The organism is Blattabacterium sp. (Cryptocercus punctulatus) str. Cpu, assembly GCF_000236405.1.
In the GTDB taxonomy this organism is placed as follows: Bacteria; Bacteroidota; Bacteroidia; order Flavobacteriales; family Blattabacteriaceae; genus Blattabacterium; species Blattabacterium punctulatus.
Genome location: NC_016621.1, coordinates 119,198 through 139,108 on the forward strand (window position 1 = coordinate 119,198; position 19,911 = coordinate 139,108).

The 19,911-nt window shown below is 22.2% G+C and carries 16 protein-coding genes and 1 pseudogene; 4 read left to right on the forward strand and 13 right to left on the reverse strand.

What is annotated here, in order from left to right; translation table 11 throughout:
- Nucleotides 1–121: 121 nt before the first annotated feature.
- Nucleotides 122–2,950: pseudogene (leuS, locus tag BLBCPU_RS00570) on the reverse strand (leucine--tRNA ligase).
- Nucleotides 2,951–3,109: 159 nt separating this feature from the next.
- Between leuS and mgtE the strand changes: the two are divergent.
- A complete protein-coding gene (mgtE, locus tag BLBCPU_RS00575) occupies nucleotides 3,110–4,468 on the forward strand; it encodes a magnesium transporter (RefSeq protein ID WP_014246068.1) in 1,359 nt (452 codons plus the stop codon).
- Here mgtE and BLBCPU_RS00580 read toward each other — a convergent pair.
- Together BLBCPU_RS00580 and BLBCPU_RS00585 are read right to left on the reverse strand one after the other, a co-directional pair.
- Entirely contained in the window at nucleotides 4,463–5,455 is a 993-nt protein-coding gene (locus tag BLBCPU_RS00580; protein ID WP_014246069.1) for an RluA family pseudouridine synthase, read from the reverse strand. The genes mgtE and BLBCPU_RS00580 overlap by 6 nt on opposite strands.
- A gap of 8 nt (nucleotides 5,456–5,463) precedes the next feature.
- On the reverse strand, nucleotides 5,464–6,357 hold the full coding sequence (locus BLBCPU_RS00585; protein WP_014246070.1) for a PASTA domain-containing protein: 894 nt from the start codon (nucleotides 6,355–6,357) through the stop codon (nucleotides 5,464–5,466).
- Between the two features lie 31 nt (nucleotides 6,358–6,388).
- On the opposite strand from BLBCPU_RS00585, the gene BLBCPU_RS00590 reads away from it, so the two are divergent.
- Nucleotides 6,389–7,363, forward strand: coding sequence for a D-alanine--D-alanine ligase (locus tag BLBCPU_RS00590; RefSeq protein ID WP_014246071.1), 975 nt, complete (start codon nucleotides 6,389–6,391; stop codon nucleotides 7,361–7,363).
- 137 nt (nucleotides 7,364–7,500) lie between these two features.
- Here BLBCPU_RS00590 and feoB read toward each other — a convergent pair whose 3' ends face one another.
- Both feoB and BLBCPU_RS00600 read right to left on the reverse strand, forming a co-directional pair.
- On the reverse strand, nucleotides 7,501–9,576 hold the full coding sequence (gene feoB / locus BLBCPU_RS00595) for a ferrous iron transport protein B (protein WP_014246072.1): 2,076 nt from the start codon (nucleotides 9,574–9,576) through the stop codon (nucleotides 7,501–7,503).
- 4 nt (nucleotides 9,577–9,580) lie between these two features.
- Nucleotides 9,581–9,802, reverse strand: coding sequence for a FeoA family protein (locus BLBCPU_RS00600; protein ID WP_014246073.1), 222 nt, complete (start codon nucleotides 9,800–9,802; stop codon nucleotides 9,581–9,583).
- A gap of 119 nt (nucleotides 9,803–9,921) precedes the next feature.
- Here BLBCPU_RS00600 and rseP point away from each other — a divergent pair, with 119 nt between their 5' ends.
- The gene (rseP, locus tag BLBCPU_RS00605; protein ID WP_014246074.1) at nucleotides 9,922–11,259 is read left to right on the forward strand and encodes an RIP metalloprotease RseP; all 1,338 of its coding nucleotides are present in this window, start codon (nucleotides 9,922–9,924) and stop codon (nucleotides 11,257–11,259) included.
- On the opposite strand, the gene BLBCPU_RS03075 is transcribed toward rseP, so the two are convergent.
- Nucleotides 11,206–11,613, reverse strand: coding sequence for a 5-formyltetrahydrofolate cyclo-ligase (locus BLBCPU_RS03075; protein WP_371136971.1), 408 nt, complete (start codon nucleotides 11,611–11,613; stop codon nucleotides 11,206–11,208). The genes rseP and BLBCPU_RS03075 overlap by 54 nt on opposite strands.
- Nucleotides 11,614–11,847: 234 nt before the next feature.
- The gene (locus BLBCPU_RS00615) at nucleotides 11,848–12,642 is read right to left on the reverse strand and encodes an alpha/beta fold hydrolase (protein ID WP_014246075.1); all 795 of its coding nucleotides are present in this window, start codon (nucleotides 12,640–12,642) and stop codon (nucleotides 11,848–11,850) included.
- 96 nt (nucleotides 12,643–12,738) lie between these two features.
- Between BLBCPU_RS00615 and BLBCPU_RS00620 the strand changes: the two genes are divergently transcribed.
- The gene (locus BLBCPU_RS00620; RefSeq protein ID WP_014246076.1) at nucleotides 12,739–13,506 is read left to right on the forward strand and encodes a type III pantothenate kinase; all 768 of its coding nucleotides are present in this window, start codon (nucleotides 12,739–12,741) and stop codon (nucleotides 13,504–13,506) included.
- 18 nt (nucleotides 13,507–13,524) lie between these two features.
- Here the strand turns inward: BLBCPU_RS00620 and BLBCPU_RS00625 are convergent, their stop codons facing one another.
- The 6 genes from BLBCPU_RS00625 to BLBCPU_RS00650 form a co-directional block, all read right to left on the reverse strand.
- Complete coding sequence (locus BLBCPU_RS00625; protein ID WP_014246077.1) at nucleotides 13,525–13,929, reverse strand: HIT family protein; 405 nt, start codon at nucleotides 13,927–13,929, stop codon at nucleotides 13,525–13,527.
- Nucleotides 13,922–14,404, reverse strand: coding sequence for a transcription elongation factor GreA (gene greA / locus BLBCPU_RS00630; RefSeq protein WP_014246078.1), 483 nt, complete (start codon nucleotides 14,402–14,404; stop codon nucleotides 13,922–13,924). Before greA ends, BLBCPU_RS00625 begins: the two co-directional genes overlap by 8 nt.
- Before the next feature lie 420 nt (nucleotides 14,405–14,824).
- Nucleotides 14,825–16,132 (reverse strand): UDP-N-acetylglucosamine 1-carboxyvinyltransferase, encoded by a 1,308-nt coding sequence (gene murA / locus BLBCPU_RS00635; protein ID WP_014246079.1) that lies wholly within the window; start codon nucleotides 16,130–16,132, stop codon nucleotides 14,825–14,827.
- On the reverse strand, nucleotides 16,132–16,737 hold the full coding sequence (locus tag BLBCPU_RS00640) for a DUF4290 domain-containing protein (protein WP_014246080.1): 606 nt from the start codon (nucleotides 16,735–16,737) through the stop codon (nucleotides 16,132–16,134). Before BLBCPU_RS00640 ends, murA begins: the two co-directional genes overlap by 1 nt.
- Entirely contained in the window at nucleotides 16,727–17,761 is a 1,035-nt protein-coding gene (locus BLBCPU_RS00645; protein WP_014246081.1) for a cation diffusion facilitator family transporter, read from the reverse strand. The genes BLBCPU_RS00640 and BLBCPU_RS00645 overlap by 11 nt, the downstream gene beginning before the upstream one ends.
- A gap of 28 nt (nucleotides 17,762–17,789) precedes the next feature.
- Nucleotides 17,790–19,898 carry an ATP-dependent helicase gene (locus BLBCPU_RS00650; RefSeq protein ID WP_014246082.1) on the reverse strand — a complete coding sequence of 703 codons (2,109 nt, stop codon included), beginning with the start codon at nucleotides 19,896–19,898 and terminating at the stop codon, nucleotides 17,790–17,792.
- Between the last annotated feature and the right edge of the window lie 13 nt (nucleotides 19,899–19,911).

Below are 19,911 nucleotides of genomic sequence, written 5' to 3' on the forward strand. Positions count from 1 at the left end.
CAAAAAAAAATGCTGTAATTAAATACAAATCTACGTATTATGTTGAAATATTTTTTAAATATACAAAATATCTATTTGAATAGAGATTATTTTAATTTTTAATTAAAAAACTGATATTTAATTAAATAAATAAAATATTTATTATTTTGTATTGAATAATAATTACTCGTTTTAATACTTTTTCTTTTAAAAAAAATATAGTTTTAGGATGATTTAAAATGTTTTGTTTTATTTTTTCTATTGTTAGATTTGAATCAAAAATCTCTTTAAATTTTAATTTTCCATTAAACATAATTGGATATGTAATTTTTTTTTCTATAAGATATTTTGGATTAAAAATAGGTATAGGTGAAAATAAAATAGATTTTTTATTTCCTAATTTTTTCCAAATTTCTTCAGATATATGAGGAGAAAATGGAGCCATTAATTTCACTAAAGGTTCCAATATTTTTATTTTATTACATTTTAAAATAGTTAATTTATTAACAATCATCATTAAATAACTAATAGATGTATTAAAAGAGAAAGATTCTATTCTTTCTTTTAATTTTTTAATTGTGTAATGTAAAATTTTTAATTCCTTAAATGTTGGAGATAAATTACTAATTTGAAATACTCCATTTTTATGGAATAAACGCCAAAATTTATTTATAAATTTTTTTATTCCAATAATTTTTTGATCATTCCAAGGTTTAGATAATGTAATTGGTCCTAAAAACATTTCATAAATACGAAAAATATCTGATCCATATTTATCAGAAATATGATCTGGATTAATAATATTATATTTAGATTTGGACATTTTTTCTAATTTTCTTTTACAAAAAAAAATTCCTTTTTCTAAAATAAATTTGGAATTGGAAAATTCAGGATTCCATTTTTTCAATTTATTTATATTTAATTCGTTATTATGATTTATTAGAGAAATATCTACATATATTTCTTGAAATGATAGACTATTTTTATTTTTTAATAACCCATAGGAAACAAATATATTTTTTCCAATAATTTTTAATATCATAGCAGAGTGAATAAGGATCATTCCTTGATTTAATATTTTATGAAAAGGTTCTTCGGTTTTTATCCATCCTCTATCTTTCAGAAATTTATGCCAAAATCTTGCATAAATTAAGTGACCTGTAGAATGCTCCGATCCCCCAATATATAGATCTATATTTTTCCAATAATTCTCTTTTTTATTGTCCAAAAAAAAATTTGGATTATGTCCATCCATATAACGAAGAAAATACCAACTAGATCCCGCCCAACATGGCATAGTACTAGTTTCTATTGGAAATACATATTTATTATCAATAAGAGTATTTGAAACAATTTTCATATTTTTTTCGTCCCAAGCCCAATTTTTTACTCTCATTAATGGAGATTTTCCGTTTTTTGGATGATAATTTTCTATTCTTGGTAAAAGCAGAGGAAGTTTTTCTATGGGAATAGTTTTAGGATTTTTATTTTTTAAAATAAATTGGAATAGGTTCACCCCAGTACCTCTGTCTGGAAAAAACGGCATCTCGTAATCGATAACTATTTTTTTTATTCCAATGTTTTTATTTTTAAAAATTTGGATTATTTTTTTCCTGGCTTCTTTAGCATTTAGTCCATTTAAAAAATCAGAATTAATACAAATTCCATTTTTTCCTTCATAAAGTTCATTTTTATTATTTTTATTTTTTTCAAAAAAAACTGGTAAAATTTCTAATCCAAATTTTTTTGCAAATTTTAGGCTATATTTTTCATGACTAGGTATACCTACTATAGATTTTACTTGAGTATCTACAGAAAAATAATTACTAACATAAATAGGAATTTTTTTACCATTAATAAATGGATGTATAACATAATTTCCTGTAAAAAATCCTGAAATATTTTTTTCTTTTTCTGATTTTTCTACATAATTTTCTTGCATATTAATATATGCAAGAAGACTTTTTTTATAATGAGGAATAGTAATGATTTTTAATAATGGATGATCAGTAGATATAATAATAAATGTTATTCCAAATATAATTTCTGGACGAAAAATAAAAGATTCTATTTTTTTATCGTTTTTTTTAGAAAAAAAAAGTTCTAAAAATATGGTAATTCCGGTTTTTTTACCTATCCAATTATATTGCAGTTTTTTAAGAGAATTAGAACATTCAATAAAATCTAGACCTTTTAAAAGTCTTTCTACATAAGCGGTAATTCTTATATGCCATTGAAGCATTTTTTTTTTATAAATTGGATATCCACCTCTTTGACTTTTTCCATTTTTTATTTCATCATTTGCTAAAACGGTACCTAGATCTGGACACCAATTAACTGTATTTTTACATAAAAATGCTAATCGGTAATTTAAAAGTATCGAATCTTTTTTTAAAGAACTAAATTTTTTCCATTTTTTGGAATCAAATTGATACTTTAAGGAAGTACTAGCATTAATAGATAAATTTCCGTTTTTATTAAATTCTTTAATTAAAAAGTTGATAGGCCGAGCTATTTCACTATCCTTATCGTACCAAGAATTAAAAATTTGAATAAACATCCATTGAGTCCATCGATAATAATCAGGATTACTGGTATATAATTTTCGACTCCAATCAAAAGATAGACCTATTTTATCCATCTGTTTTTGATATTGTTGTATATTTTTTTTAGTAGTTTCGTAGGGATGCTGTCCAGTTTGAATAGCATATTGTTCTGCGGGTAGCCCAAAGGAATCAAATCCTATAGGATTTAATACGTTGTAACCTTCAGCACGTTTATATCTCGCATAAATATCGGAAGCAATATATCCTAAACAATGTCCTATATGAAGACCAGATCCTGAAGGATAAGGAAACATATTTAAAATATAGTATTTTTTTTTGGTTTCGTTTTCTTTTATATGAAAAATATTGTTTTTTTTCCAATATATTTGCCAACGTTTTTCTATTTTTCGAAAATTATATTCCATGTTTATTTTATTTTAAATTCTATATAAAAAATTCAATAATTTTGTTACGTAATTTTATTGAGTGATTTCTGTAAAAAACAATAATATTTAATTTAAAAAATATAATTATCCATAATTATTTGATGATAATAAAAAAAGTTTTTCTAAAAAAGAAAATAAATGTTTAATAACCATCAAGATTGTTTTAAAAATAATTTTAATCAAAAATTTTTTAATAATCAAACTATTAGTTATTTGGTAACATTAATTCAAGATGATCCGGATAATTCTATAGAAATATTTTATTTATTAAAAATAAATAAAGCTACTTCCGTCTTTAAATTTTTAGATTTTTCTATAAAAAAAAAAATTATTGAAGGGTTTCCATCTATTAAAATAATGGAATTCATGAATCAATTATCTGTGGATGATCGTGTATCATTTTTGGAAAATCTACCAAAAGATTCTTTAAAAGATTTGATAAAATATTTAAATCCGGAAGAAAAACGTAGGACTTTAATTTCTTTAGGATATCCTGAAAATAGTGTCGGACGTCTTATGATTCCAGATTATCTTGCTGTACAAGATACTTGGAAGGTAAAAGAAGTATTAGAATATATACGAAAAGAAGGTAAAAATAGTGATATAATAGAAATTATCTATATAGTAAATAAAAATGGAAAATTAGTAGATGATATCAAAATAAGAGAATTTTTATTAGTAGATATAGATACTAAAGTAGAAGAATTAATGGATAGAAAATATACTGCTGCTTTAAATGTTACCGATACAGAAGAAGAAGCAAATAAAATATTTTCTATGAATAATAGAATTTCACTTCCAGTAATAGATGATAAAAAAAATTTTCTTGGAATAGTAACTATAGATGATATATTATGGGTTTTAAATAAAAATTATAAAGAAGATATTCAAAAAATAGGTGGAATGGAAGCTTTGAATCAATCTTATTTAAATATTCCTTTATCTAAATTAATTAAAAAAAGAGCTGGATGGTTAATTTTATTATTTATAGGTGAAATGTTAACGACAACTGTTATGCAGAATTTTTCAAGTGTTATAGAAAAAGCAGTAGTTTTGGCTTTATTTATTCCCTTAGTTGTTTCTAGTGGTGGGAATAGTGGATCTCAAGCATCTAGCTTGATTATTCAAGCAATGGCTTTAGGAGAAGTTAAAATAAAAGATTGGTGGATAGTAATGCGAAGAGAAATAATATGTGGTTTTTTTTTAGGAAGTATCTTAGGATTAACTGGATTTATCCGTGTTTTGGCATGGCATAATATAAATTTTTTCAATTATGGACCTCATTTTATATTAGTTGGATTAACAGTTTTTTTATCTTTAATTTTCGTTGTTTTATGGGGAACATTTAGTGGATCTATGTTACCTTTTTTAATTAAAAAATTTAGAGGTGACCCAGCTAGTTCTTCTGCTCCTTTTGTGGCTACATTAGTAGATGTTATTGGATTAATAATATATTTTTCTATGTCTTATATTATTCTTCATGGTACTTTATTATAAAAATGAAAATTTTTCTCTAAATTTTTGAATAACTTTTTTCCAATCTTCAGGAATTGGACTAGTAAAATGATATTTTTCATTGTTTGGATGAATTAAGGAAAGTGAAATTGCATGTAATGCTTGACTTTTTAAAATATTTAAACATATTTTTAAAAATTTAAAATTTTTTTTTGAAAAACTTTTTAAAATTGTATTTCCACCATAAATAATATCATTAAATAATGGATGCCCTAAATATTTAAAATGAGCTCTTATTTGATGTGTTTTCCCTGTTTCTAAATTACAGGAAATATATGTTATATATTTAAATCTTTCTAAAACTTTGTAATGAGTGATTGAATATTTTCCTCTATAAAAATCTTTTTTAAAAAGAGTCATTCTTTTTCTATTTTTTGGATCTCTTCCTATAAATCCAGTTATAGTCCCTTCTTCATTTTTTAAATCTCCCCATACTAAAGCTATATATTTTCTTTTAATAGTTTTAGAAATAAATTGTTGAAATAAAAATTTTTGTGCATATTCATTTTTAGCTAAAACAAGTAACCCTGAAGTATCTTTATCAATTCTGTGAACTAAACCTAACCTATATAATAATTTATTATTATTTTTTAGATGATATTTAATTCCATGAATTAAAGTCCCATTTTCATTTCCAATTCCTGGATGTACTACCATACCTGGCTTTTTATTAACTACAATAATATCCTCATCTTCATGAATAATATCAAGAGGTATTTTTTCTGCAATAATATTTTTATATTCTAAATCTAAAATGGGTAGATAAGATATTTCTATTTCTAGAAAATCAAAAGGTTTTATTTGGTAATTTTTTTTTACAAAACGTTTATTTACCAAAATTTTTCCTAAATTTGCAGCCTTTTGGATTTGATTTCTACTAATATTTGGGATTGATTTCATTAAAAATTTATCAATTCGAATAGATTTTTGATTTTTTTTTAATAAAAAACTAAATTTTTTGATGTGCATTTATTCTTTTATATTCCTATTTTTTTTTCTTTATATATATCTATTTTTTGTATAAATTTTTCTTGAATTTTATCCTCTTTTTTATTTATATTTTTCGAAGGATTAAATTCATATGTTGGAATTAAACTATCGAATAATTCTTTTGAATTATTCGATTTTAACCAAATATATATCGGAGAATTTTTATCCTTTATTTTTCCAGGATCAGGTTCTTGATGGTAAACTTTTGCATTATTTATAGAATCATCATCCAATGACTGTTCATCATAAAAATGAATAATGTTAAATGATTGTTTTTTCAAAGTATCAGTAGCAGAAGATAAAGACATTCCAATAACATTTGGAACTATAAAACAATTTTTTTCATATCCTTTTCCAACTATTAAAGTAATTTTATCTTTATTTGGTAAAATATATCCAGATGGAATGGATTTTCCTTTATAAAAAACTTTTAGAACAATATCCTTAGATAGATTATTCATATATTTTATATTTTTTACTAGTAGATGATTAGCATGAATCAATTTAATTGCTATATGTTTATGCATATTTATTATATTTGGTAATATAGTAGATTGAAAATTTTTGGGATTAGCTTTGATATATATAGATCTTCCTTTTTTAACATAATCTCCAGCTTCTGGAAAGAAGGAAATAACTTGAAAAGGATTAAAATAGGGATCATAAAATGATGTATCTACATCGTATTTTAATCCTAATTTATTTAAAATAGATAAGGATTTATTTAAAGATAAATAATGAAGATCCGGAACTCTTACATAAGTACCATGTTTTGTATAAAAATCTACCCATTTTAATGAAAAATTAATTATTTTATATAAAATAAATATGGATATTAATAAATTTAAAATTAAAATTAAACCGTATTTCAAATATATCATAACTGAATAAATATAAAATAAATAAAGAATAATGAAAAAGATTGCTATTATTATGGGAGGGTATACCGAAGAATCTATCATTTCATTAAAAAGTGGAAAAATAGTTTACGAAAATTTAAATAGAGAAGAATTTGATCCTTATCAAATTTATATATTCAAAGATAAATGGGTTTTAATAGGAGAAAAAAAGGAATATTCTATTAATAAACAAGATTTTACAATTCTTCTTAAAAGTAATCAAATTTTAAAATTTGATTGTGTATTTAATGCTATTCATGGAACTCCAGGAGAAGATGGAATTTTACCAGCTTATTTTCATTTATTGAAAATACCTTATACAGGATGTAATTTTCATCAGGCAAATGTTACTTTTAATAAAAAGTATTGTTTAACCTTATTAAAGGAATTTGGAATAAATACAGCAATTTCCTTTTTTTTGAATCAAAATCAACCTTTTTGTGAAAAAAAAATAATAAAAAAAATTGGATTACCATGTTTTGTAAAGCCTAATAGATCCGGATCTAGTTTAGGTATATCAAAAGTATATAAAAAAGAAGAACTATTTCCTGCTATAAAAAAGGCTTTTAAAAAAGATGACGAAATAATTATTGAATCTTTTTTAAAAGGAATTGAAATTTCAGTAGGAGTTATTTCGTTTAATCATGAAATTACAGTATTACCAATTACAGAAATAATTAGTAAAAATGATTTTTTCGATTTTGAATCAAAATATGACGAAGGATCTCAAGAAATTACACCAGCTCGATTACTTCCAAATATGGAAAATAAAATTCAAAAATTAGTAAAAAAAATATGTAAAATTTTAAATTTATCTGGAATATCTAGATCGGAATTTATTCTTGTAAATGGAGAACCCTTTTTTCTAGAAATTAATACGGTGCCTGGGCTTTCTAAAAAAAGCATTTTTCCAAAACAATTAAATGTAGCTGGTATTTCTATCTCTAATTTATTGAAAAAATTAATAGATTTTTCTATTAAAAATTAAAAAAAATTATAATTTACAATGGCATTTTTTTTTACAAAAATTCCTTTTTTTTGAAAAAAAAATTCAAAAATTTTTTGATAAAAAAAAGAATAGAATAAGAAAAAAATAGACCAATCATAATATATTGCCACATTTTTTTATTTTTTTAATATTTGATAAATGAAGAAAGAAGAAAAATAAGCTAATATTGTCATAAAAAATAATTGTATAATAGGCCATTTCCAAGATTTTGTTTCTTTTTTTACTGTATATAAGGTACTCATACATTGCATAGAAAATGCGTAAAAAAGTAGTAAAGAAAATCCTGTTGCTATATTGTAAACAGGTTTTTTTGTATTATAAAATTGTTCTTTTTTCATTTTTTCTTTTAATAAAAAATTTTCTTTTTCTATATTATAGACTGATCCCATTGTACTAACAAAAACTTCTCTTGCTATAAGAGAAGAAATCAAACCAATTCCTATTTCCCAATTATATCCTAATGGCTGAATAAATGGTTCTATTTTTTTTCCTATTAAACCTAAATAAGAATTAGGAAGTTCTTTTTTTTTTATTATTTTTTCCAAAAAAATAGAATTTTTATTTGATAATTCTTTTGAAGGACCGAAAGATCCTAATCCCCATATTAATACATTTACTAACAAAATCATTTTTCCTGTATTAAAAATAAAAGATTTTATATTTATCCATAATGGAATCCATATATTTATGAATATGGGATATTTATAAGTTGGCATTTCCATAATAAGATAATTTTTATAATCTTTTTTGAGAATAAAATAATGAATAATCATAGAAATAATTAAAGCAGAGAAAAAACCTAGAAGGTACATTGCCATGAGTACTAATCCTCTTAATTGGATTAAATACCATTTTTTATCCGGAATAATTAAAGAAATGATTAAGGTATAAATAGGTAATCTAGCTGAACATGTCATAAAAGGAGTTACTAAAATAGTGATTAATCGATCTCTAGAATTTTCTATATGTCTAGATGCCATTATTGCTGGAATAGAACAAGAAAAACTAGAAATAAGAGGAACTACACTTTTTCCATTTAATCCAAATGGGCGCATAATTCTATCCATTAAAAATATTACTCTACTCATATAACCACTTTCTTCCATAAGAATAATAAAAAATAATAAAATAAAAATTTGTGGGATAAAAGTAATAATAGTAATAATTCCAGGTAAAATACCTTGGATAAAAAAATGATTTAAAGGACCTGGATAAAATGTTACTAATTTTTTTTGAAAAAAATAAAAAAAAAATTCTATAAATTTTTTTAGGATTTTCTGATAAAAAAAAAAACACTTTGAAATATAATGAATAATAAAAAAAAAGAAAATTAAATAACCCCATAAAGGATGGCCCAATAAATATTTATCTATTTTTTTTTGAAAATTTAAATAATTTTTTTCTTTATCCGAAAGGAATTCAGAAACTGTTTTAGAAAAAATGTAACTTATTTCCTTATATCTATATAGTATTTCTTTAATTTGTAATCTTTTAGAAATAATATTATGTTTTTTTTTAATTTTATTTAAAATTTTATCTTTTTTTTTAAAAAAAATTCTATTATTAGCTAAATAATACCAAGCTTTATAAGAATTAATTGGATAATAACTTTTTACATTTTTAATAGCAGTGATATAATCCAATTTTGGATTAAAAAAAAAGTAATTATATTTTTTTGTATAATTTATTTTATTTATTTTATTTTTAACTTTTTCTAATTCCTTATTCCTTTTCTTTGCATTTATTGATATAATTTCTGTTATAAGAAATTTTTTTAATTTTTTTATATTAATAAAAATTCCCTTATTTTTTGCTTCATCAATCATATTTAATATGAATAAAACCGGAAAACCTAAATCTTGTATTTGTCTAAGTAAAAAAATACTTTTTTTTATATTAGAGGAATCCGCTACAACAATAATTTTATCTGGATAATCATTCACGTTTTTTGTATCATTTAATAATCTACAAACTATTTCTTCATCATCAGATGATGGATATATGCTATAAGTTCCAGGAAGATCCATGATTTGATAATATATTTTTTTGTAAAAAAAATATCCTATTTTTTTATCAATTGTTACACCTAAGTAATTTCCTACTTTTTGATTAAGTCCAGTTAATTTATTAAATAAAGAAGTTTTTCCAACATTTGGATTTCCAATAAGAGCCAATTTAATTATTTTTTTCATTATTTTAAATAGGTTCTATTAGAATATTTTCTGCCTCTTTTTTTCGTAAAATAACACAAGATTGATCATAACTAATACAAAGTGGATCATAAAAAATCGAAACAAAAAGTATTTCAAATTTAACACCAGGTAAAAGACCTAATTCTAATAATTTTATAGGAAAATCTTCATTTTTATATCCCTTAATAATTCCTTTTTCTCCTTTTTTAAGATTAGATAAGTTCAAATTTATATGTATTTAAAAAAATTAAATAATTAAATATACTTCTAAGTATATATGTATGGTAAAAAAAGAAAATAAAGGTTTAAATTTATCTACTTTTTGAAATAAATATGTTATAATTTATGACTTCTATTATTGTTAGATCCATACAGTTATTGTTTAGTGTTTCTATATTGATAGTAATTCATGAATTAGGGCACTTTTTATTAGCTAAAGCATTTCAAGTACATGTAGAAAGATTTTTTTTATTTTTTGATCCTTGGTTTTCTATTTTCAAAAAAAAAATAGGAAAGACTATTTATGGAATAGGGTGGATACCTTTAGGAGGATATGTAAAAATATCTGGAATGATGACAGAAGAAAATAAAAGTTCTTCTAAAGAAAAAAAAAGTACAAAAGATTGGGAATTTCGTTCAAAATCTTCATTAAAACAATTATTAATTGTTTTAGGAGGAATTATTTCCAATGTATTGTTATCTATTATTATTTTTTCTTTTTTATTATTTAAATATGGAGATATTTTACTTCCTACAAAAAATGTAAAATATGGAATTGAAGTAGATTCTTTAGGAGAAAAAATTGGATTACAAAACGGAGATAAAATTTTATTTGTTAATGGAAAATTTATCCCTTATTTTAATGATATTCCTAAAGCAATTATTTTAGGTAATTCCATTACTATAGATCGTATGGGAAAAATTATACATTTATCATTGAATTACGATAAAAAAAAATATTTTTTTGATAGAAAAGAATTTAATTTTTTTATTAAACCTCGTATTCCTCCTATTATAAATTACGTAATGAAAAATTCAGTAGCATATAAATCTGGATTGAAAAATAATGATGAAATTTTAGCAATTAATTCGGAATTTATTTTATTTTCCGATCAATTAAAAGATATTTTATTGAAATATAAAAATCAACCTATATTAGTTTCTATCAATAGAAATGGGAACCTTTTTCAAAAGGAAATTTTTTTAAATCAAAAAGGTATATTAGGAATAAATTTGAAAAATTTTATAAATATGGATCAAATTTTTTCATTCGAAAAAAAAAATTATTCTATAATTGAAAGTTTACCTTATGGTGTAAAAAAATCATGGGAAGTTTTAAAAAATCAAATATTTTTTTTAAAAAATGTTTTTCATATAGAGACTAGAGCTTACAAACATATAGGTAGTTTTTTTTCTATGGCTAAGGAATTTCCTGATCAATGGAATTGGGAAATATTTTGGACATTAACAGCTACTTTATCTATATGGTTGGCCTTTTTGAATTTATTTCCTATTCCATCATTAGATGGAGGTTATGTATTATTTATTATCATAGAAATGATAACCAAAAAAAAGATAAACGAAAAAATTTTTGAACGTTTTACGATTATTGGATTTTTAATTATTAGTTTAATTATGGTTATGGTCATTATTTGGGATATTTTTAAAGTATTTTTTTCTTGAATTTTTAAAAAAAAAAGTATGATTCATAGTAATTCCTATATCTATTATAAGATCATTTTTATGTATTGGTTTAATACAATTTATGGGATCAAATAAACTTAATCCAATTTTAAGAATATTTTTTTTACATAGTGTAAGAAATCTATCATAAAATCCTTTTCCATAACCAATACGATATCCTTTTAAATCGAAAACTAATAATGGAATAAATATAACTTCAATAAAATAAGGTGGAATAATATTTTTATTTATAGGTTCCGGAATTCCATATTTATTTATTTTTATCAATGTTTTTCTATCAAAAAAACAATTATCTATAGATAATTTATGAAAATTTGAATAAGGAATTGTTATATATTTTTTTTTTTTAAAAGAAAATTAATAATAAAAAACGTATTTATTTCATTATTTTTATCTATTGGTAAAAAAATATGATAATATTTTTTATTCCAGATGAATAGTTTTTTTACTTTAAAAAATATGTCATAACTTTTTTTTAGTATTTCATTTTTTGAAAAAGATTTTCTGTAAAAAAGATATTTTTTTCGTAATTTATTTTTATTCATTATTATAAATAGTAATTATTTATTATTTTATGATATTTATAAATTTTTCTAATATTTTACTTATTTCTTTAGGTTTTTCTATAGGTCCCATATGACCTGTATTTATTTCCATGAAATGGCAATTATATCCTAATTTTGCTTCTTCACGTATTTTTTTTTCATGAATAATTAAATCATGTAAACCAATTATATACAATTTTGGAAATTTAGTTTTTTTTAATAAAAATGTTCTATCTTTTCGAATTGACATTCCTCGTAAAAAAGAAATTGCACTTTTAACGGAAATAGATAAAGTAATTTTTTTTAAAAAATGAATTTCTTTTTGTAATAAATCTAATTTTTTAGGATTGAACAGTTTTTGTATACTATAAGAGATAAATAAAGGATAATTATTTATTGCAAATTGTATAGAACGAATCCTATTTTTCTTTTTTTCTTTTGTATCTGATTTTGCGGTAGAATTAATTAAACATAAACCTAAAAATATTTTTGAATATTTTTCTGCAAGTGCAAGAGCAATATATCCCCCCATAGAATGACCAACAAATATCGATTTTTCTATATTTTCTTTTTCTAAAATAATTTTTACTATATCAGCTACCTCTTCCATAGTAAAAATAGTTTTTTCTTCATAGGAAGAACTTTTTCCATGACCAGGAAAGTCAATTAAAAGAATTTTATATTTTTCGGAAAACATATCATAAAAAAAATTCCAAATTTCTGAACTTTCCATAAATCCATGCAAAAAAACAATAGATTTTCCACTTCCTTTTATTTTATAATAAATCTTTTTTTTATTATGAAAATATATAAACATATTTTTATATTGATAATAAATAATTGAAAAACAGAATTATAATATGAAATATTCAAATTTAATTACATTTTTTATTATTAAAAAATGAATTTAATAATGTTATTAACTATAAACATTGGAAATTCCAGTATTCGTTTTGGATTATTTAATAATAATTATAATTTAAAATGTAATTGTTCATGGATTATTAATAGTAATCCCCACAGATCATTAGATGAATATATTTTATTGTTTAGGAATATATATCAACAATATGGAATTTTTTCAAAATTAATAAAAAATATTATTATTGGATCTGTAGTTCCCCCCCTTACGAATATTGTAGAACAATCTTTATATGAAATACATAAAATTAAACCAATAATAGTAGATAGATATTCTTATTCTCCAATAAGACATTATTCTCATCAATTAGGAACAGATTTATACGCTAATGCTATAGCTGCATATACATTATATAATAAAGAAAATATTTTAGTAATAGATTTTGGTACTGCATTAAGTTTTACCTGTATAGATAAATATGGAAATCTTAAAGGAGTTATTATTGCACCAGGAGTTAATAGCTCCTTATCCGCATTGATTGGTAATACTGCTCAACTTTCACAAATAGAATTAAAAAAACCTCCCAATATATTAGGAGAATATACTGAAACATGTATACAAAGTGGAATTATTTATGGATATTTAAGTATGGTAGAAGGTCTTATTAATCGTATTAATCAAGAATTAAAAAAAAATTGTTTTGTAATTGCTACTGGAGGACTTTCGCATATATATACTCCTTTAACTAAAGAGATTCATTTTAAAGATAAATTACATACAATAAAAGGATTAAAAATTCTATTTCATTTGAATAAATAGAATTAATAATTATTATTTTTAAATTTTAATAGATTTTTTGATTTTTTTTGATAAAGTTTTTAAATATTTTTCCGATAGATCTATTCTTTTTTTAGAAAAATTTCCATCACTTTCTTTATCCATAGGAATTAAGTGAATATGAGCATGAGGAATTTCAAATCCAAGAACAAATATACCTATACGATTACAAGGTATTATTTTCTCAATCCCTATAGCTACTTTTCGAGTAAAAGACATAATAGAGAGAAATTCATTTTTTGTAAGAGAAAATATTTTTTCTATATTTTCTTTTTTTGGTATCACTAAAGTATGTCCTATTTTTAATGGATAAATATCTAAAAAAGCTAAATGATTGTAAGTTTCTGCTATTTTATAAGCGGAAATTTCATTTTTAATTATTTTTGTAAAAATATTTTTATTCATTAAATCCTATTTCTAAAATTTCATAATCAAGTATCATCTTATTAGGTAAATTAATATGGGCAATTTCTCCTACTTTTTTTCCAAGTATTCCTGTAGATATAGGAGTATTTATAGAAATTTTTCCTAATTTTAAATCGGCTTCTCCTTCTGGAACTAAAGTATATATTTGTTCTCCACCATAAGTTAGATTTTTAACTTTTACTGTAGATAGAATAGAAACCCTAGTTCTATTAATTTTTGATTCATCTATAATCCTTGCATTGGATAATTTTTTTTTAAACTTAGCTATATTCATTTCTAAAAATCCTTGTGCTTCTTTGATTGCATCATATTCTGCATTTTCTGAAATATCTCCTTTATCTCTTGCTTCAGCTATTTGCATTGATATTTTTGGACGTTCAATGTTTTCTAATCTTTCTATTTTTTGTTGTAATTTTTTTAATCCTTTTTTAGTTATATATTCGAATTTTTCCATAATTTTTCATTATTATTGTATTTTTTCATTTATTTATTATTATTATATATAAAGTTAATTGATTTTGTGAATAATAGTAAACTGTATAAAATGTATAAAAAAATAATAAAATATGGATTTTTTTATTCGGTTATTTTTAATTATTTTATTATCGATAATATCGAAAATACCAGGAAAAGTAATTAAAATTTATAATGGATATACTTTATAATTTAAATTTTCTGAAAAAAAAATGAAAAATTACAAAATAAGGATTTTGGATATAGATTGTCCATAAAAAAAATCAAGCTTTATGAATAAAATAGTGATCATTTTTTTGGATTATTATATGAAAATAATAGAAAATATAGCGAAAAAAAATAAAATTGGATTATGGATAAAAAAGTCATCTATTAATAATCCATATTACTGGATAAAAAATTATACTATTCTGGAAATTTTTGCTCCTAAAATACGTAATCGTTGATCAATATTTTCATATCCTCTATCTATTTGTTCTATATTTTTTATTATACTAGTACCTTTAGCAGAAAGTGCTGCTATTAAAAGTGCAATTCCTGCTCTTATATCCGGAGAATTTAATATCGAACCTCGCAAATAAGATTGATGATTTAATCCAATAATAGTTGCTCTATGAGGATCACATAATATTATTTGTGCACCCATTTCAATTAGTTTATCTACAAAAAATAATCTACTTTCGAACATTTTTTGATGAATTAAAACACTTCCTTTTGCTTGAGTTGCGACAACTGTTAAAATACTTAATAAATCGGGAGTTAATCCTGGCCATGGTGCATCAGAAATTGTTAATATAGCATTATTTAATAATTTTTTTATTCTATAATATTTTTGAGATGGAATATAAATATCATCATTTTCTTTTTCTAATTTTATCCCCATTTTTTTAAATGTATTTGGAATAATTCCTAAATTTTTCCAACTAACATTTCTAATTTTTATTTCGGAACTAGTAATTGCTGCTAATCCTATCCAACTTCCAATTTCTACCATATCAGGTAAAATAGTATGTGAACATCCACTTAATTCTGTAACTCCGATAATATGAATTAAATTAGAACCTATTCCTTTTATTTTTGATCCCATTCTATTCAATAATCTACATAATTGTTGAATATAAGGTTCACAAGCTGCGTTATAAATAGTTGTTTTTCCTTTTGCTAAGGTAGCTGCCATGATAATATTAGCTGTTCCTGTTACAGAAGCTTCTTCTAAAAGAAGATATTTTCCTGTTAAATATTTGGAATAAATATAAAAATATTGATTTTCTTTATAAACTATCTGACTACCTAAGGATTCAAATCCTCTTAAATGAATATCCAATCGTCTACGACCAATCCTGTCCCCTCCAGGAATTGGCATACATACTTTTCCAAATCGAGCTAACAAAGGACCTGCAATCATTAGAGATCCTCTAATAGATTGTCCATATTCAATAAAAAATTTTTTTGTGTTTAAATACTCAATATAAATTTCTTTTGCTTGAAAAGTATAATCTCCAATATTATTTTTTTTTATTATAACTCCTAAATTTTTAAGAATTTGTATTAAACATTGAACATCTCCTATTTCTGGAATGTTTTTTATTCTTATTTTTTCTGATGTTAATAAAACTGCACATAAAACTTGTAAAGCTTCATTTTTTGCACCTTGTGGTTTTATTTCCCCTTTTAAAAAATTTCCACCTTCTATTTTAAAAGAAGCCATTACTTTTCATATTCATATTTTTTTCTCATATAATTTTTTTTTCTTTTTGGATTTAAAAGATAGGAAGATTGTAATAATGGATTAGTTTTATTCATTAAACAGATTTTTCCTTTTGAAAGGTCTTTTAAATCTTTAAATATGATATCATCTTCTACAATATTTTTATTCCACCTTAAATAATTTTTCTTCATTGTATTTGCTATAGCATAAAATAATCCTTCTTTTTTTTTACTATTTTTACAATTTATTGCTACATATATCATATTTCTTATAATTTTTCCATAATATCGAAAATTAGTTAAATAGTCAGGGTAGACTACTTTTTTATAATGATAAATTTTTCTTTTTTCTGGATTTGGTTTTGGAAAAGGTGTATCAATATCTAATTGATATTTAGACATAATAAATAATTGATTCCATAATTTATGCTGAAAATAAGGAATTTTAAATCTAGGATTGGAATACGTCATTAATTTAATGATACTCCATGCACAACGATTACGTTCTTTTCTATTTTTTATTTTTATTGCATAATCGATCATTTTATGAATATTTCTTCCATATTCTGGTATAACTAATTTGAAACGATTAGTATTATATTCCATATTGATTTTTATTTATAAAAATAAGATCTTTTCTTTTATTATTGTTGTAATATGAAGTTTTATCTAACGTCCAAAGAATTTTTTTTTGAAAAATATTTTTTCTAACTTTACATAATTTATTAAAACATATATAACAATGATTTGATTTACAAGCATCTACGTGAACAGATAATTCTACTTTATTTCCAAATTTATCTTTTGTTAGTTTTGTTAATTTTTGTACTTCTTTATTAGCATCTTTTATATTAAAAAACCATGGAACTGTTAAATGACAATCAACATGTAAAGCACTTCCATATTTAATAATTTTTAAATGATGAAGATCAATCCAATGACTATTTTTTTTTTCATTGATATAAAAAGATAACTTTTTTAAAAGTTTTTTATCATATTCATCCATAATTCCAGCTGCAGCCGATCTTAATAATTTTAATCCTGTATATAAAATTACAGAGGAAAAAATAACAGAAATAATAGAATCTATCCATATCCATTGAGTTATATTTAATAATATTAATCCTATCACAATTCCAAAAGTAGAATAGGTATCTATTTGAAGATGTTTTCCACTAGCTATTAATGTTAAAGCACTATTTTTATTTCCTATTTTACAGGCAAAAATACCTAAAAAGTAATTAATAATTGCAGTAAATGACATTAGATAGATTCCATAATCTAATCTTAATAAAAAAATAGTTTCATGATTTTTTACACGTATAAAAATTTTTATAAAAATGATAATTCCTACGAAAAAAATTAAAAAACCTTCTATTGCAGTGGATATAAATTCTATTTTTCCATGACCATATGGATGATTTTGATCTTTAGGCAAAGAAGAAACATAAAGACTATATAACCCTATAAATCCACTAATTATATTTGTGATACTTTCTAGAGCATCACTAAATATAGAAATAGAAGAAGTAATATACCAAGTAATTAATTTAATTAAAAATAAAATTACTGCTACGAAACAAATCAGTTTTTGGAGACTAAAATTTATTTTTATTTTTTTATCTTCCATAATAAAATAAAAATGGATGGGAAAAAGTTTATGAATAAATAATGAGTTTAGCTAATTTTAGTAAAATTTTCTTTTCTCCTGATTGTTGAAATTTAATTATGGCTATTTCATTTTGTCTTTGTATATCTATAATGGTTCCTATTCCAAAATTTTTGTGAAATACTTTTATTCCTTTTTTTATTAATTTTTTTTCATAATTATTTGTTTTTAATTTGTATGAATAATTAGAAATTGATATTTTTTTTTCAATAAATTTTTCATTGATTTCATGAATAAAACGACTAGGGATATTCATAATTTTTTTCCCCCATAAAAAACGATATTTTGTATAAGTTAATATAGCTTTTTTTTGAGCTCTAGTTAAAGCAACATAGAATAATCGACGTTCTTCCTCAAGTTTTAATTGGTTTTCTAAACTAGATTTTGAAGGAAATAAATTTTCTTCTAATCCTGTAATAAAAATCACTGGAAACTCTAACCCTTTAGATAAATGAATTGTCATTAACGAAACTTTATTTTCTTCTTTATTTTCATTTATTCCTTCTCTTAAAGAAAAATATTGTAAAAAACCAGATAAACTTATATCTCCATTTTTTTTTAATTTTTTTTGATCATTAATATAATAAGAGATATTATCTAATATAAGTTGAAAATTATCATGATTATAATTATTTTTTTTCTCTTTTTTTAATAAAAATTTTACTATATATTGAGCTATTTCATATATATTTTTATCTTTTAATTTTAAACGAAAATTTTCTATAATCCTATTTATTGTTAGATGGATCACTTTCCATAAGTAATCTTTTTCATAGAAAAGAGAACGATTTTGGAGTTCTGTACAAAGAAATGAAAATATTTCATTTTTTTTTTGAGAAAATATTAATAATAATTTAACAGTTTTTTTATTGTTTATTTTTTTTTTTATGATTCTTAATAATGATTCCTCATCTTTTGGATTATTGATAATTCTAAAATAAGCTAATAAATCTTGAATTTCTTTACGTTTATAAAACGATATAGATCCACCTATCTTATAGGGTATATTATTTTCTTTCATTGCATATTCTAAAATATTGGATTGTGAATTTGTTCTATAAAGAATAGCAAAATCTTTGTTTTGAAATTTTTTAATTTTTTTCAGAAAAAGAATATAATCAGCAATATATTGTGCTTCTTCTTTTTCTGAAAAAGCTCCATATATTTTTATTTCATCTCCTTTTTCGTTTTTAGTCCAAATTTTTTTAAAAAGTTGATTTTTATTAAAAGAAATAATTTTATTTGAGGCCTCTACTATGTGATTAGTGGAACGATAATTTTGTTCAAGTCGAAAAATTTTTGCTTCATTGTAGTCTTTATGAAAATTTAAAATATTTGAAATATTTGCTCCCCGAAAAGCATAAATACTTTGTGCATCATCGCCAACTGCAAAAACATTTCTATATTTAGAGGAAAGATTTTTAATGATAATATTTTGAGCAAGATTGGTATCTTGATATTCATCAATCAATATATATTGAAATTTTTCTTGGTATTTATGCAGTATTTTTGGAAAACGAAAAAATAAATAATTTGTGTGTAGTAATATATCATCAAAATCTAAAGCTTCTGAATTAGAGCATTTTTTGACATAAATTTTATAAATTTTTTTTATATCCTTATAATAGAATTCTTTTTTTTTTCTTAATTTATCGAAGAAATTATTTTTATATTCAGATATTTTTTTTATAATATTTTTAGGACTAAAAGATGTTTTAACATTTGTATCTTCTAATATTTTTTTTATAACATTTTCTGAATCTTTTTGATCATAAATAGTATAATTAGATTTATAACCCAACCAATGAGATTCTTTTCGTAAAATTCCAGAAAATATAGAATGAAATGTACCTAATGAGATTAAATTAAAATTAGTTTCATTCATCATATTTGAAATACGATTTTTCATTTCTTTAGCCGCTTTGTTAGTAAAAGTTAAAGCTAATATATTAGATGGATTTATTCCTATATTATTAATCATATGAACAATTCTATGTGTTAGAATACGTGTTTTTCCAGATCCAGCCCCAGCAATAACAAGAATTGGTCCATTAATAGTTTTGATAATTTTACGTTGCAAACTATTTAATCTATACATACATATATATAAT

Excerpts from the sequence above, each read along its gene's own strand:
- mgtE (WP_014246068.1), top strand. The coding sequence starts at position 3,110 with ATGTTTAATAACCATCAAGATTGTTTTAAAAATAATTTTAATCAAAAA.
- BLBCPU_RS00580 (WP_014246069.1), bottom strand. The coding sequence starts at position 5,455 with ATGCACATCAAAAAATTTAGTTTTTTATTAAAAAAAAATCAAAAATCT.
- BLBCPU_RS00585 (WP_014246070.1), bottom strand. The coding sequence starts at position 6,357 with ATGATATATTTGAAATACGGTTTAATTTTAATTTTAAATTTATTAATA.
- BLBCPU_RS00590 (WP_014246071.1), top strand. The coding sequence starts at position 6,389 with ATGAAAAAGATTGCTATTATTATGGGAGGGTATACCGAAGAATCTATC.
- feoB (WP_014246072.1), bottom strand. The coding sequence starts at position 9,576 with ATGAAAAAAATAATTAAATTGGCTCTTATTGGAAATCCAAATGTTGGA.
- rseP (WP_014246074.1), top strand. The coding sequence starts at position 9,922 with ATGACTTCTATTATTGTTAGATCCATACAGTTATTGTTTAGTGTTTCT.
- BLBCPU_RS00615 (WP_014246075.1), bottom strand. The coding sequence starts at position 12,642 with ATGTTTATATATTTTCATAATAAAAAAAAGATTTATTATAAAATAAAA.
- BLBCPU_RS00620 (WP_014246076.1), top strand. The coding sequence starts at position 12,739 with ATGTTATTAACTATAAACATTGGAAATTCCAGTATTCGTTTTGGATTA.
- BLBCPU_RS00625 (WP_014246077.1), bottom strand. The coding sequence starts at position 13,929 with ATGAATAAAAATATTTTTACAAAAATAATTAAAAATGAAATTTCCGCT.
- greA (WP_014246078.1), bottom strand. The coding sequence starts at position 14,404 with ATGGAAAAATTCGAATATATAACTAAAAAAGGATTAAAAAAATTACAA.
- murA (WP_014246079.1), bottom strand. The coding sequence starts at position 16,132 with ATGGCTTCTTTTAAAATAGAAGGTGGAAATTTTTTAAAAGGGGAAATA.
- BLBCPU_RS00640 (WP_014246080.1), bottom strand. The coding sequence starts at position 16,737 with ATGGAATATAATACTAATCGTTTCAAATTAGTTATACCAGAATATGGA.
- BLBCPU_RS00645 (WP_014246081.1), bottom strand. The coding sequence starts at position 17,761 with ATGGAAGATAAAAAAATAAAAATAAATTTTAGTCTCCAAAAACTGATT.
- BLBCPU_RS00650 (WP_014246082.1), bottom strand. The coding sequence starts at position 19,898 with ATGTATAGATTAAATAGTTTGCAACGTAAAATTATCAAAACTATTAAT.